Raw genomic sequence first — 13,180 nt, 5'->3', positions numbered from 1 at the left:
TAAACCAAAAGGTACCGTTAATAGGCTATCATAGCATAAAATGACGATATAAAGCACCTTATAAAGACTAACGGTTGGGCAAACAGTTGGGTAAAAGTAAGAAGATTAACGAAGAAATAAGCAAGCAAATTTATTAGTTGTCAGTTAAATATCATAAAATACAACCTATTCCCCCAATCATCTTAGCCATTAGCTAGGTAGTACAATACTTACCCCACTTAGTTTTAACAAGACTCTTGTTTTCCTTAAATCATACGTTTGCATCCCCCTTATCTCCTATAATAAGCCTTGATTTGTAAGGCAATAGCTAGCACCAGCGACAACTACTGCTGCTCGCAACCGCCGGCAGTAATTACCACTAGCAAGCCTTTCTCCTCCGGCTGAGGTTAGCCTAGGGCTATCACTTCGTAGATTGACCGATAGCAAGTGGGGCTAACTTGGTAAGGCCGACTATAAAAGCAAGGAATTTACCGGCACGTGGCAGCCCGCAGCGCTGTTTTTCTGTGAAGACGACTTTTGGAGCGCTCAATCCGAGCTTTTAGTGTGCGGAGGCAACCGACTCATTTGGGCGCCAATGCCAATAGGAAATGTTGCTGAACCCGCTGCCGATGGGCCATCAGCTTAACCTTTCGGGGCTGGGCCGGGTACACCATTCGCCGGTTAAAGTCGCAGTTTGACGCGGCGCGGCTTTGTTGGTATGAAAGAACAAGCAACTCAACTTCTGGCGCACTTCCCCGATATTTTCGTCGTAATGGGCGTGCTACTGGGCGGTTTGGCCCTGGGGCTGGTCGTCAAAACGATACTATTTGCCCTATTACGGGCCTACGACCGGCGCGAAAACTCGGCCCTAGCCCGGTCGGTATGCGAGAACTTGAGCGCGGCCAGTGCTTTTTTCTTTCCAGTGCTAGCGCTCTCCTTGTTGTTGCCGCTGCTGCCCCTACCCCCCAAGCCCTTTGAAGTAGTGCGCCGGATAATAGAATTTGCCCTGATTCTGTCCTTTGCCTGGGGCCTCATCAAGACCTTGGATGTGCTGCAAGACCTGATTCGGTGGCACTACCAACTCGAAACCGGCGACAACCTGCGGGCGCGCAAGCTTTTTACGCAGCTGCAATTCATCAAGAAAGTGGCCGTGGGACTTATCGGCTTCGTGGCCGTGGGGCTGGTGCTGATGAGCTTCGAAACGGTGCGCCGCCTGGGCACGGGCCTACTCACCTCAGCGGGTATTGCCAGTGTTATTGTGGGCTTTGCGGCCCAGCGCTCCATCAGCAACTTGCTGGCTGGCTTTCAGATAGCGTTCACGCAACCTATTCGCATTGACGATGTGCTGGTAGTAGAAGGCGAGTGGGGCCGGGTCGAGGAAATCACGTTTACCTACGTCGTGCTCAACATCTGGGACGAGCGCCGCTTGGTGCTACCGCTCAATTATTTCATCGAAAAGCCCTTCCAAAATTGGACGCGCACTACCGCTCGCCTTACGGGCGCGGTCTACCTACACGCCGACTATACTGTGCCGGTTGAGGCCCTGCGCACAGAGTTGCGCCGCATTCTCACGGAACATCCGCTCTGGGACCAGCGCGTGTGCGTGCTGCAAGTCACCGATTCGAAAGAACTGACCGTTGAGCTGCGTGCCTTAGTGAGCGCCGCCAATGCCAGCGCACTCTGGGACTTGCGCTGCGCAGTACGCGAGCAGCTGGTAGCCTATCTGCAAACACATTACCCTGGCAGCCTACCCCGTACCCGGGCCGTACTGCAAGAGGTTGGCCCAACGCAGCATGGCTTCGCCGTTGAAGCAGTGAAGTAACACAACTTCTATCGTAGCGCTACTACACAAAAAAGCCCTGCCGATTCATCAGCAGGGCTTTTTTGTGTGTTATAAGCGGCTCGTTAAACGAGCGATACTTTTACAGCGTTCGGGCCTTTTTTACCCTGGGCGATTTCGAACTGTACCTTGTCGTTCTCGCGGATGTCGCTGAGAAGGTCGGTTACGTGTACGAAAACATCTTCGCCACTCTGGTCAACTTTGATAAAGCCGAAACCTTTGGTTTCGTTAAAGAATTTTACGGTTCCTGTCTGCATGATGCTAGGGAATGGAAGGTGATAAAGCAAGCAGCAGCGAACCTAACGTAACAAGCTGAACGAGCCAGCTTGATTGTATTGAAACGAGGCGATTTTACTTTTAATGAGCTAAAATTACGACTTATTTCTTTACCGGGCGGTCCAGCAGGTTACAGCCGGCGATGCAGCCTGTAAGCTTTAAGCTTAAACAAGGTTCTCGAATTTTATCCAAGTGACTGTAAATCAACAGTATAATTGTTCATTTTACGAGATAGCAAATCAAAAATAAGGGTTAAATAATAATGTGTATTTTTATACAGTAGTACGCTCACAGCTTAGGAATTGGCTGCAAAAGGCATCTGCACGCAGTCCTAGGCTGCCCAACGCCCCGCGGCTAACTCCTCCACGCGAAAGAGCGTAAAACCACTTCTCTACGCCACTGTAAAACCTATCTCGTGCCTACCGATTATCAACCCATTGCCTGCGGCTTTTATGATGTGCTTGAAGCCGCAGCTACCCGTAAGCAGCAGGTGTATTTGCAGTATTTCAACGACTTGCGGCAACTCTGCCAGGAGTCTACTACTATCAAAACCTTCTTCACCCGCGAGCACGCCGAATATGCGCAGCTTGCCTCCGGCGAGGAAGTGCGGCTCGACCGCATTATTCGCCTCGACGACACGCCGGCGCCGGCCTATGCCGAATACCCCGATTTTCGCTGCGGCTGCTAACCCTCCTACCCCGCCTGACTAGGCTGAGCTACTGGGTAAAGGCCGGGCCGGTGCTAGTGTTCTAAAAAAGCGCTTATTAACGCGTTTATCTCCTGTTGCTGAGCGGCCGTGGCACCGTCCCACATATCGTTGTGGATGGTGTGCGGCAGTGTTACAACGGTGCTACTAAAGTGGCGCTGCTCGGCCAGCGTATGCACTACTCCGCTATCAGCCACCTGGTCGCTCGAACGTAGTGAGAGGATGCGCGGCCGCCGGGCGCGCGGGAAAGGCATGCGGCGGTTATCGAGCGAAATAACACGCTGCACCAGTCGCGGATACTCTTGCGCGAAGAGCATACTCACGTCGCCACCGTTGGAGTGGCCCACTAGTAGTAGCCGGCTAAAATCGAGGCGCGGATAACGATGATGCAGCTCCTGCCGCACAAACAAGATATTTTGCACGCCGCGCTCCCAATTGGGGCGGCGCACAAGCTGAGGCGTGCCCACCAGCGGTATGGGTTCATCAGTGGGCAGCTCGTGCTGAATGCTGGCCACAAAATAGCCGTGCGCTACCAGGTTGCGGGCGATGAAAGAATAGCCCGTATGCTGCCCGCCGTAGCCGTGACTAATGATGGCGGCTTTGAGCCGGGTTTTGCTACCCCCCTTATTAGGCCAATACAAGGCCACGGGAATAGCGCGGTGCCGAGCAGAATCCACTAATTCCAATTGCTCAGTTCGTACTTCCGCCGAGGCCACAGCGGCTAGCGACGGCGAAGACTGCGTAGCCGTAGTTGGACGCGTATTCGCGCAGCTAGCCATAAGCAAGACCATGCAGCAGATAATGAACAGTTTCATTAGTGAGGCGTGGCTAGCTTACTGGTCCTCTATTGGGTGACCCAATTGTGTCAAAAATCCACGCAACGCTTGGTAAGTGTTCACATCGGCTTCTAGGTACAGTCCAACGTCAGTTTTCATGTAGAAGCACTCAAAACAGATATTGAGAACACCGAGCATTTCTCCCTGTTCGCTGTAGAAAACTAGTGCATCGCGATAAATTGGAATACACCCTGCATAAAACTGCTGCGCTGCCGAGTTCCGAAATATAGTTTTTACTTGCTGAGCCTCAATAGAACTGCTATTAATCTGAGCTATTACTGTAGCGGTGCTATGAAAGACTGCTCCTTCTTCTATTAAAGTTGAGTTCGCAGCCTCTAGGCTTTGTAACCGCTGCAGCAACTTTGGCCTGCGCATAAAGCGCGCAATTTGTAGCTCTCGTTTCGTTTGTTGAATCAACTCCGTACGTTTCGGACCCCGATTGAAGGAGTACGTTACCAAGTAGCTGAAATCCTGCTGGTCCCAAAACTCGCTGGCGGTCATCGTTATTCTTGCTTCGCGTGGGGTGCGAAGCTAGTTACTACGTCCAGTATTGCACGGGCGCGTGGGGGAAGCGGCGCTGCCACTCGGTGTAGAACCACGCTTTCAGCTCCTTCATGGTAGGCAGGTCGTACACGTATTTGAGGCCACCGAATTTGTTGCGCTTCACGGCGCGGGTGCTCTCTTCGAGGTCGAGGCTGGTGTTGGGGTACCAGCCGAGCAGCACTTCCTTCGAGCCGGGCGTGAAGCGGTGCGTGACAAACTCCACCGTGAGGTCGCAGTCAAAATCGAAAGCCGCTTGCACGCGGTCGAGCAACTCGCCGTAGTGCTGCTGCCAGTCGGGCAGGGGCATAATGGGCGCCAGCAGCACGCCTACGGGGTAGCCCCCGCCGCCCTGCGCTACCGGCAACGCCAGCTTGCGCAGCGCCTGAATACGGGCCTCGATGCTAGCCGTACCGCCTTCCAACTGCCGGGCCAGCGGCTCGGCATTGAGCGAAGCGCGGGCGCGGGTGTGGCCGTTGTGCGGCAAGCCCAGCAGGCTCTCGACGTGGTCGTACTTGCTGACGAAGCGCAGCCTACCCCCCTCGCGGCCCGCGAAGTAGCGCACGGTTTCGGCCAGGGCACCGGTGAGGTGCTCGATGCCCAGCACATCGGTGTAGCAGCTGGCCTCGAAGCTTACGGGGCGGTCGGCGCGCTCATATACCTGGGTGTTGGCCAGCAGCTTGGGCAGGTTGGCGAAGGCACGCACCACGGGCGGGCCGCTGAGGCTGCCCGCCAAGTAGCAGTACTGGCAGTGGGCGGGGCACCCCTCGGCCAGGTTGAGCTGGTAATCGGCCGAAGGGGGGGTAGGCTGGAGGCGCAGCGCGCCAGCGGGCGCGTTTACTACGGCCAGCGTGGTTTTGGCCGTGCGGTAGGTGGCGCGCTCGTCGTCGCCGCGCAGGCCGGTAAGGCGGTTGCTTTTTAACAGTTCCACCTCAAGATTGAGGGCAGTGGCGCGGGCCAGCATTTGCTGGCCGTACTCCTCCTGCAGCGCATCGGGCGTGAAAAGCACCCGCTTGGGCAGCCACAGCTTGGCGCCGTGCGTACGTGGGGCAGCGGCATCGCTAGGCGCGGGCGCTGCTACGGAAACTGGGGCGTTGAGAACGGGCAAAAAGAGGTCAGTCTGCATAAGTAGTAAACAGCCAGCGCCCGGCAATAGGTCATTTTCGACCTGCTTTGCGCCTAGTTTTTCGCGCTGAATTTCAGCATTTTATATAAATATTTTTGCTTCCTCACTAAAACCCAATGCTTACCCCCTCCCCTACCCCCCTCATTGTCACGCTCACGCTGGACGAGACAAGCCAGGCGTTTTTTGATGAGCAGCGCCGACTGCATTTTCCCTCCAAAATTAATTACCTGAGTGCGCATCTCACACTGTTTCATGCGCTGCCGGGCGCCGAATACGAGGCTATTGCGGCGCACCTGGCCGAGGTAGCGGGGGCTCAGCCCGAGCCATTGCCGCTGGCCGTGACTGGCCTAAAATTCATGGGTCGGGGCGTCATGTACACCCTTGCTAACCCTACCCTGCCCGCGCTGCACAAGGGCTTGCAGCAGCACTGGCAGGCCTGGCTAAGCCCGCAGGACCAGCAGGGCCTGCGCCCCCACATTACGGTGCAAAATAAGGTGGACCCCGCCGTGGCCCGGCGCCTGCTCGACGAGCTAACCGCTAGCTTCCGGCCCTTCGAGGTGCAGGGTACTGGCCTGGCGCTGTGGGCCTACCGAGGCGGCCCCTGGGAACTGCGGCAAAAGTGGGCCTTTGGCGGGGCTGCTGCCGCCAGCCAGGCGGGCTAGCGCACAGGCTCCTCGCTCAGGGCCAGAAAATCGTGCAGCAGCTGGCGAATTTGGCCGGCGGCGGGCAGGTTTACCAGCGGCAGGAAGCCTGGTAGCTGCACACGGCTGCCGGGGGGGGTAGCAAAACCCATGTGCCACTCGGCAAATTCGCGGTGGGGCACGGGGCCATCGGCCAGTTTTTCGAGCTTACCGTGGCGTAGGTCGGCGGCAATGTTGTTGTACACACTTTGCACAGCGGCCTGGCTGCCTTCTAGCACCTGCAAAAAGCGCCCGTTGCTATAGGCCATCATTCCGGTGATGCCGTGCTCTTGGTGCAAGGCCCAGGCCTGGGTCAGCAGCTTGAGCAGCTCAGCTTCGCCAAACTCGATGGTGGCGGTGCTCACGAAAACGATGCAATGGTAACTCATCTTGGTTAGTGCATTACGCTTACCTGCCAGTTACCAGCGGGCCAGATACACGAGGTTTTCTACTAGGCATTGCCACGTCTGCTTACATCACTGGGCACCTACTGGTAATCAGCAACGAGAGATGGGCCACCCCTCCAGGATACCCGGCGAAGTTAGGCATGCTGGGCGGGCAGTTGGTACTAGCGCGGGTATTATTTCGGCCTTGGCGCGCTGTTTCGCGTATTCCAGCCCAATTACCTTTGCGCACTATGAATCTTACGACCCCTTCCGCCAAGCCGCTTGACACCGATGTGGTGCTCATCGGGGCTGGCATTATGAGTGCTACGCTGGGAGTACTGCTCAAGCAATTAGCGCCCAGTCTGACCATCGGCATCTACGAGCGCCTCGACGCCGTGGCCGCCGAAAGCTCCGACGCCTGGAATAATGCTGGCACCGGCCACTCGGCTTTTTGCGAGCTTAATTATACTCCCGAGTTGCCCGACGGCCGCATCGAAATCAGCAAGGCGGATAAGATTGCCGAGCAGTTTGAGTTGAGCAAGCAATTTTGGGCCAGCCTGGTAAGCAAGGGCATGCTGCCCGACCCGGGCGCTTTCATCCACAGCATTCCGCACATGAGCTTTGTGTGGGGCGCCGACAATGTGGAGTACCTGCGCAAGCGCCACGCCGCGCTGCTGGGCTCGCCGCTGTTTGCGGGCATGGAGTTTTCGACCGACCCCGAGGAGATAGAAAAATGGATTCCGCTGGTGATGGATGGCCGCGACCGCAACCAGCCCGTGGCGGCTACGCGCATGGCCATCGGCACCGACGTCAACTTCGGTGCCCTCACGCGCGCGCTTTTTGACCACCTGCGCCAGCAGCCAGGCATCACGTTTGAACTGGGCCAGGAAATTGAAGATTTCAAGCGCAAGGAAGATGGCTCGTGGCGAGTGAAAATCCGCGACCGCGCCACCGGCAAGAGCCGCAAAGTGCACACCCGTTTCGTATTTATCGGGGCCGGTGGCGGCTCGCTCACGCTGCTCGAAAAATCGGGTATTCCCGAGGCCCGGGGCTTTGGTGGCTTCCCCGTGAGCGGGCAATGGCTGAAGTGCGTGAACCCGGCCGTGATTGCCGAGCACGACGCCAAGGTGTACGGCAAAGCGTCGGTGGGTTCGCCGCCCATGTCGGTGCCTCACCTCGACACCCGCCAGATAAACGGCCGCAAAGAGCTGCTATTCGGGCCCTACGCGGGCTTTAGTACCAAGTTCCTTAAGAAGGGCTCGTATACCGACTTGTTCCGCTCTATCGAATTAGGCAACATCCGGCCGCTGCTCTACGCCGGCGCGCGCAACATTCCGCTCACCAAATACCTCATCGGCCAGGTGCTTCAAACGCCTGAGCAGCGCATTGCGGCCCTGCGTGAATACTGCCCCCAGGCCCGGCCCGAAGACTGGCAGCTCGAAGTAGCCGGCCAACGTGTGCAGGTTATCAAGAAAGACAAAAAGCAGGGCGGTGTACTCGAATTTGGCACCGAAGTCGTGACCGCGGCCGACGGCTCCATTGCGGCGTTACTTGGGGCCTCGCCCGGCGCCAGCACCGCCGTCAGTATCATGCTCGACCTCACGCAGCGCTGCTTCCCCGAGCAAGCCGCCACGCCCGAATGGCAGGCGGTGTACCACGAGCTAGTGCCTTCCTTCGGCCAGCACCTCGCCGAAAATGCCGCGCTGACTAACAGCGTACGCGCCCACTCGTCCGAGGTGCTCAAGCTAGACTGAGGGGGTAGGGCAGCTTGCTAAAGCTGCTTGCTACATAAGAAAAGAACGTCATAAAAAGGCGGTCCGGCGGCGCTTGCCGAAGCACCTTGCTCGCTTCATCTAACGAGGCAAGCAAGATGCTTCGGCAAGCGCCGCCGGACCGCTTTTTTCTACCAGTTTCGTTTTTTACCGGTTATTCATCTGCTTAAACCGGGCATCCAGCTCTGCGCGGCCTACCAAGCGAATTTGCTCTGACGACTCGTAGCCAACCTCTTGCTCGCCAGCGGCTAGGCGCGCTAGCACCGCATCGGCAAAAGCCTCGACGGGCACACCAAACGTGTGCAGGCCAGGGCCGCCAAGGTCGGTATTGACAGCGGGCGGCACTATTTCCAGCACTTGCACCCCGGTTGGCGCCAATTGGTGCCGCAGTGAAAGCGTGAACGAGTGCAGGGCTGCTTTCGTGGCGCTGTAGATGGGGACAAAAGCAGCCGGCGCAAACGCCAGCCCCGACGTGACGTTGACAATGGCCGCACCGGGCTGCTGCTGCAAGTGCGGCAGCAGCAGGGTAGTGAGGTGAATGGGCGCCTCCACGTTGATGATGATTTCCTGGCGCTGCCGCTCCCAACCTGCGGGGCTAGTGTCAGCCTGCGCAAGTTGCACCCGGTTTTGAATGCCGGCGTTATTAATCAGCACGTTGAGGGCCGGAAAATCGGCCTGCACCCGGCGGGCCAGCTCGTCACGGTCGTTAGCCAAGGCCAGGTCGCAGGCGTACACGTGCAGGCCGGGCACCTGGTCCTGGGCTTCGCGCAGGCGGTCGGCGCGGCGGCCACACACGATAACTTCGCTGCCCGCCTGGCGCAGGCGCTGGGCCAGGGCCAGGCCAATACCGGTGGCCCCGCCCGTGAGGAGAATGGTGTTGTTGCTAAGGTTCATAAAATCAGGAAAACGATGCCCCCGGTAACCGCGGGGGGTAGGGCGGGGTTTCGGGCCGGGCCGCTACTTTTGCCCCCTACCCCTTGCTTTTTTTCTGATGACTGCCTTGCTACTGATTGACGTTCAGTTAGATTTTTTACCCGGCGGCGCGCTGGCCGTGCCCGAAGGTGATGCTATTCTGCAAATGCTCAACGACTTGCAGCCGCATTTCGACCTCGTGGTGGCCACCCAAGACTGGCACCCCGCCGGGCACCGCAGCTTTGCCAGTACCCACCCCGGCCAAGCTGTTTTTGCCGATATCGAGTGGCAGGGCCTGCCCCAGCGCCTTTGGCCCGACCACTGCGTGCAAGGTTCGCCCGGCGCGGCGCTGCACCCGGCGCTCAACCTCAACCGCGTTGAGGCCATCTTCCGCAAGGGCATCGCCCCCGATATTGACAGCTACAGCGCCTTTTTCGATAATGGCCACCGCCGCAGCACGGGCCTGGCGGCCTACCTGCGCGGCCGGGGCGTCACACACGTATTCGTGGCCGGCTTGGCGGCCGACTACTGCGTGTACTTCACCGCCAAAGACGCGCTGCAAGAAGGCTTTGCCGTGACGGTACTCGAAGACGCTACCCGCGGTATTGCCCCCGACAGCATTGCCGCCGCCTGGGCCGACCTGCGGGCGCAGGGCGCGCAACTAGCCAGCAGCCATACCGTGCTGAGTACTGGCCCAACTGCTTAGCGCTCGGCTTGCCCTGCCTGCGCAAACAGCAAATAAATTACTTGCCTATCAGCTTGTTATCAGGCTAGACTGCTCACGGGCGCCAAACTCTTGCAGCAAGGCCGTCAGCTCGGGCCACGCCTGGGGGTGGCTGGGCACCAGGCCGGCGGGCTGGGCCGGGCTAACGTAGCCCGCCAGCCGGCTTAGGTCGGGGGCGCCCAGCTCCACAAAGCCCATACTCCACTGCCCAAAGGCACGCGCTGGTACCAAGCCATCGGCCAGGGTGTGTACATTATAGTGGCGCGCATCGCGCAGAATGCGCTGATAAATCTGGTGCACGCTTGCGGGGCTGCCCTCCAGCACCTGAATAACGCCCTGCTCCCCGTACAGCAGCAGGCCGCTTAGGCCAGTAGCGTGGTTGCGGGTTCGCCAGGTAGGCAGCAAGTGTTGCAATTGGGCAGGTGTGATAGCCACGGTGGCCAGGCTTTGATAGACCAGCTGTTGAATTTGCATGAATGAGTAAAGGATTATAACAGGAATTTTTTAGCTTATGCTACTTGATAAAGCTTAGAAAGAATAAGTTACTACACTATAAAAACTAGCTTTTGCAAAGATGCGCAGTAGTAGCTATTTCAAAAAATCAGGCAAAAAGAAAGTCCGGCTACCGCTCCATATCAAGACAGGGAACGACTAGCCGAACTTTACTTTTTAGCCTTTTAGCGGGCCGCGCTTCAGGGCGTAATCGTGGCGATGCTACCGTCGGGGTTGTGGGTGAGCGCGGTCACTTTCACGTTGCGCAGCCAAGTCTTGCCGCTCAGCTCCGTATCGTGGTAGAAAATATACCACTTGCCCTTAAACTCGACGATGGAGTGGTGGGTAGTCCAACCCTGCACTGGCTTCATTAGCACGCCTTTGTAGGTGAAGGGGCCGGTGGGCGAGGTACCCACAGCGTACACCAGCAGGTGCGTGTCGCCGGTCGAGTACGAGAAGTAATACTTGCCCTGAAACTTGTGCATCCAGCCGCCCTCAAAAAAGCGGTGCTTGCTGTCGCTGGCCAGCACGGGCTTGCCGAGCGAATCGAGGATAGTGATTTCTTTCACCGGCCCGTCGAAATGCTTCATGTCGGCGCTGAGTTTAGCCACGCGGGCGCCCACAGCGGGCTCGCGGCCATCGGGCTTTTTGTCGGGCGCAGTGGGGTCGTAGGTGCCCGTTTTCCAGCGTTGCAATTGCCCGCCCCACAAGCCACCAAAGTACATGTAGGCCGCCCCGTTGGTGTCGCTAAACACGGCCGGGTCAATGCTATAGCTGCCCGTGATGGGGGTAGGCTCGGCTTTAAACGGGCCACTTGGCGAAGTGCTCGTAGCCACCCCAATGCGGAACACGTCCTTTTTATCCTTCACCGGGAAATACAGGAAGTATGTGCCGTTTTTGAAGGCCGCGTCGGGCGCCCACAGTTGCCGGCCGGCCCACGGAATATCCTTGGTGTCGAGGGCCACGCCGTGGTCGGTTACCTTGCCCCCAATGCTGTCGAGCGACAAAATGTGGTAGTCGCGCATGGCAAAATGGTCGCCATTATCATTCTCCGCAATGCCCGCCTCGATGTCGTGCGAAGGATAGATGTAGATTTTGCCGTTGAAAACGTGCGCTGATGGGTCGGCCGTGTAGATATTGCTAATCAACGGTTTGGCCAGGTATTTAGGGCCGGCCGAGTCGGCCTTGGCCGCGGCGGGGGGGGTAGCCGATTCGGTGGTTTGCTGGGAGGCGGGGCCTTGGCAGGCGGCGAGCGCCAGGGGCGCAGCCAGCACCAACGCTGGCCGGAAAAAAGCAGGTTTGAGCAACATTATGGTGGGCTTAAGCAGTAGATGTGCAAGGTACACGCCGGCATTTTTCCCTACCTACCGGTTTCGTTTTGATAGGCTTACCTCCTTGCTAGCCTAGCACAACTGTCTGGCTCACCGCCCTTTATTCTATGAAAGTCGAACCCCGCAACCCCAACCCTGGCTGGGAAAATACCCTGTACCGCGTCATTTTTGAGTCGGATACCCGCAGCGGCCGGGCGTTCGACATCGTTTTATTTTTTGCCATTATCCTGAGCGTGCTGGCTGTGATGCTCGACAGCGTGTACGCCATGCATGCCCGCTACGGCCCAGCGTTACTGGCGGTAGAGTGGTTTTTTACGGGTCTTTTTATTGTCGAATACGCGGCCCGGCTGCTAGTGGTGCGCCGGCCGCTGGCCTACGCTTTTAGCCTGCTGGGCCTCATTGATTTTCTGTCGATTGTGCCCGCGCTGGTGGCCTTGAGCATGGCGGGCAGCCACTATTTACTGGCTATTCGCACGCTGCGGCTGCTGCGGGTATTCCGCATTTTCAAGCTGGGGCAGTTTGTAGGCGAAGGTGAGTTCATCGTGACGGCCCTGAAAGCCAGTCGGTTTAAGATTTTCGTGTTTCTTTCCGCCGTGTTCACGCTGGCTATTGTAATGGGCACGCTCATGTATGTGGTAGAAGGCGGCCGAAACGGCTTCACGAGCATTCCACGCAGCGTTTACTGGGCCATCGTGACGGTGACTACGGTGGGCTACGGCGATATTTCGCCCCACACCGTGCCGGGCCAGACGCTGGCCTCGCTGCTCATGATTTTGGGCTATGCCATTATTGCCGTGCCCACGGGCATTGTATCGGCCCAAATGTCTATGCCGGCTGCGCCAGCGGCTCAGCTGGCCCCTACCCCCCCGCCAATATACAAGCTCGCGCAGTGCCGGGCCTGCCAGGCCGAGGGCCACCGCCCCGACGCGGCCTATTGCTGGCAGTGCGGCAAACCGGTATAGCTCCTTTTTTAGGCAGCCACTTGTGGCTAACCTACGTTAGTTGGCTGGCTGGCGCTCGCTGGCCGCTTTTTACCTTTCATGGCTGATTTGCTCATTATCCGCCCCGCTACCCCGGCCGACATTCCGGGCCTGACGGTGCTCATCAACCGGGCTTACCGGGGCGAGGGCTCGCGCCGGGGCTGGACCACCGAAGCTCATTTATTCAACGGGCCCCGCATTAATGAAGCGGCGCTGCGCATTCTAATACGCACGCCTTTCACGCGGCTTTGGTGCTGCCACGAGCCTTCCCGCGGCTTAGTAGGCTGCATCTGCCTCACGCGTCCGCTCGGCGATGCCCTGTACGTCAGCCTCTTGGCGGTGTCGCCCGAAGCCCAGGACCTTGGGGTGGGCCGCCGCTTACTGCTACACGCCGACTTGCAAGCGCGCCAGCTGCGGTGCATCCGCATCCGGATGACGGTGCTGGCCGAGCGCCCCGATTTGCTGGACTGGTATGCCCGCCGTGGTTACTACCAAACGGGCGAATCGGAGCCCTTTCCAGCCGGTGAGCAACTAGGCCAGCCGCGCCAACCGCTGTTGTTGCTAACGCTCGAAAAACCCGTTTCGGCCAGCTAAGCCCCT

15 protein-coding genes are annotated in these 13,180 nt (G+C 58.1%); 7 read left to right on the top strand and 8 right to left on the bottom strand.

The genetic code is table 11. The features are described 5' to 3' along the window. Positions 1–697: 697 nt before the first annotated feature. Complete coding sequence (locus tag GO988_RS01735) at positions 698–1,801, top strand: mechanosensitive ion channel family protein (RefSeq protein ID WP_157561809.1); 1,104 nt, start codon at positions 698–700, stop codon at positions 1,799–1,801. 83 nt (positions 1,802–1,884) lie between these two features. On the opposite strand, the gene GO988_RS01730 is transcribed toward GO988_RS01735, so the two are convergent. Then, a complete protein-coding gene (locus GO988_RS01730) occupies positions 1,885–2,076 on the bottom strand; it encodes a cold-shock protein (RefSeq protein WP_157561808.1) in 192 nt (63 codons plus the stop codon). A gap of 434 nt (positions 2,077–2,510) precedes the next feature. Here GO988_RS01730 and GO988_RS01725 point away from each other — a divergent pair, with 434 nt between their 5' ends. Beyond that, the gene (locus GO988_RS01725; protein ID WP_157561807.1) at positions 2,511–2,783 is read left to right on the top strand and encodes a hypothetical protein; all 273 of its coding nucleotides are present in this window, start codon (positions 2,511–2,513) and stop codon (positions 2,781–2,783) included. Positions 2,784–2,836: 53 nt separating this feature from the next. On the opposite strand, the gene GO988_RS01720 is transcribed toward GO988_RS01725, so the two are convergent. From GO988_RS01720 to GO988_RS01710, 3 genes are all read right to left on the bottom strand, one after another. Beyond that, on the bottom strand, positions 2,837–3,448 hold the full coding sequence (locus GO988_RS01720) for a serine aminopeptidase domain-containing protein (protein ID WP_317164763.1): 612 nt from the start codon (positions 3,446–3,448) through the stop codon (positions 2,837–2,839). 186 nt (positions 3,449–3,634) lie between these two features. Next, positions 3,635–4,138: a hypothetical protein gene (locus GO988_RS01715; RefSeq protein WP_157561805.1), complete on the bottom strand. Its 504-nt coding sequence runs from the start codon at positions 4,136–4,138 to the stop codon at positions 3,635–3,637. A gap of 37 nt (positions 4,139–4,175) precedes the next feature. Beyond that, entirely contained in the window at positions 4,176–5,303 is a 1,128-nt protein-coding gene (locus GO988_RS01710) for a spore photoproduct lyase family protein (RefSeq protein ID WP_232341330.1), read from the bottom strand. Between the two features lie 116 nt (positions 5,304–5,419). Between GO988_RS01710 and GO988_RS01705 the strand changes: the two genes are divergently transcribed. Further along, positions 5,420–5,965 carry a 2'-5' RNA ligase family protein gene (locus GO988_RS01705; protein WP_157561804.1) on the top strand — a complete coding sequence of 182 codons (546 nt, stop codon included), beginning with the start codon at positions 5,420–5,422 and terminating at the stop codon, positions 5,963–5,965. On the opposite strand, the gene GO988_RS01700 is transcribed toward GO988_RS01705, so the two are convergent. After that, positions 5,962–6,372 carry a BLUF domain-containing protein gene (locus GO988_RS01700; RefSeq protein WP_157561803.1) on the bottom strand — a complete coding sequence of 137 codons (411 nt, stop codon included), beginning with the start codon at positions 6,370–6,372 and terminating at the stop codon, positions 5,962–5,964. The genes GO988_RS01705 and GO988_RS01700 overlap by 4 nt on opposite strands. Positions 6,373–6,620: 248 nt before the next feature. Here GO988_RS01700 and GO988_RS01695 point away from each other — a divergent pair, with 248 nt between their 5' ends. Further along, the gene (locus GO988_RS01695; RefSeq protein ID WP_157561802.1) at positions 6,621–8,123 is read left to right on the top strand and encodes a malate:quinone oxidoreductase; all 1,503 of its coding nucleotides are present in this window, start codon (positions 6,621–6,623) and stop codon (positions 8,121–8,123) included. Positions 8,124–8,288: 165 nt separating this feature from the next. Here GO988_RS01695 and GO988_RS01690 read toward each other — a convergent pair whose 3' ends face one another. Continuing rightward, complete coding sequence (locus GO988_RS01690; protein WP_157561801.1) at positions 8,289–9,035, bottom strand: SDR family oxidoreductase; 747 nt, start codon at positions 9,033–9,035, stop codon at positions 8,289–8,291. A gap of 97 nt (positions 9,036–9,132) precedes the next feature. Between GO988_RS01690 and pncA the strand changes: the two genes are divergently transcribed. Further along, on the top strand, positions 9,133–9,759 hold the full coding sequence (gene pncA / locus GO988_RS01685; protein ID WP_157561800.1) for a bifunctional nicotinamidase/pyrazinamidase: 627 nt from the start codon (positions 9,133–9,135) through the stop codon (positions 9,757–9,759). Positions 9,760–9,807: 48 nt separating this feature from the next. On the opposite strand, the gene GO988_RS01680 is transcribed toward pncA, so the two are convergent. Then, the gene (locus GO988_RS01680; RefSeq protein WP_157561799.1) at positions 9,808–10,251 is read right to left on the bottom strand and encodes a BLUF domain-containing protein; all 444 of its coding nucleotides are present in this window, start codon (positions 10,249–10,251) and stop codon (positions 9,808–9,810) included. Between the two features lie 218 nt (positions 10,252–10,469). Then, the gene (locus GO988_RS01675; protein WP_157561798.1) at positions 10,470–11,579 is read right to left on the bottom strand and encodes a glycoside hydrolase family 43 protein; all 1,110 of its coding nucleotides are present in this window, start codon (positions 11,577–11,579) and stop codon (positions 10,470–10,472) included. Between the two features lie 128 nt (positions 11,580–11,707). Here GO988_RS01675 and GO988_RS01670 point away from each other — a divergent pair, with 128 nt between their 5' ends. Together GO988_RS01670 and GO988_RS01665 are read left to right on the top strand one after the other, a co-directional pair. Then, complete coding sequence (locus GO988_RS01670) at positions 11,708–12,562, top strand: ion transporter (RefSeq protein ID WP_157561797.1); 855 nt, start codon at positions 11,708–11,710, stop codon at positions 12,560–12,562. Positions 12,563–12,640: 78 nt separating this feature from the next. Continuing rightward, positions 12,641–13,174 (top strand): GNAT family N-acetyltransferase, encoded by a 534-nt coding sequence (locus GO988_RS01665; RefSeq protein WP_157561796.1) that lies wholly within the window; start codon positions 12,641–12,643, stop codon positions 13,172–13,174. Positions 13,175–13,180 lie beyond the last annotated feature (6 nt).

Origin of the sequence: Hymenobacter ginkgonis (genome assembly GCF_009755225.1) — a bacterium.
Classification (GTDB): Bacteria; Bacteroidota; Bacteroidia; order Cytophagales; family Hymenobacteraceae; genus Hymenobacter; species Hymenobacter ginkgonis.
The sequence above is the reverse complement of the archived record's forward strand: the minus strand, read 5'-3'. Positions and strand labels throughout refer to the sequence as shown.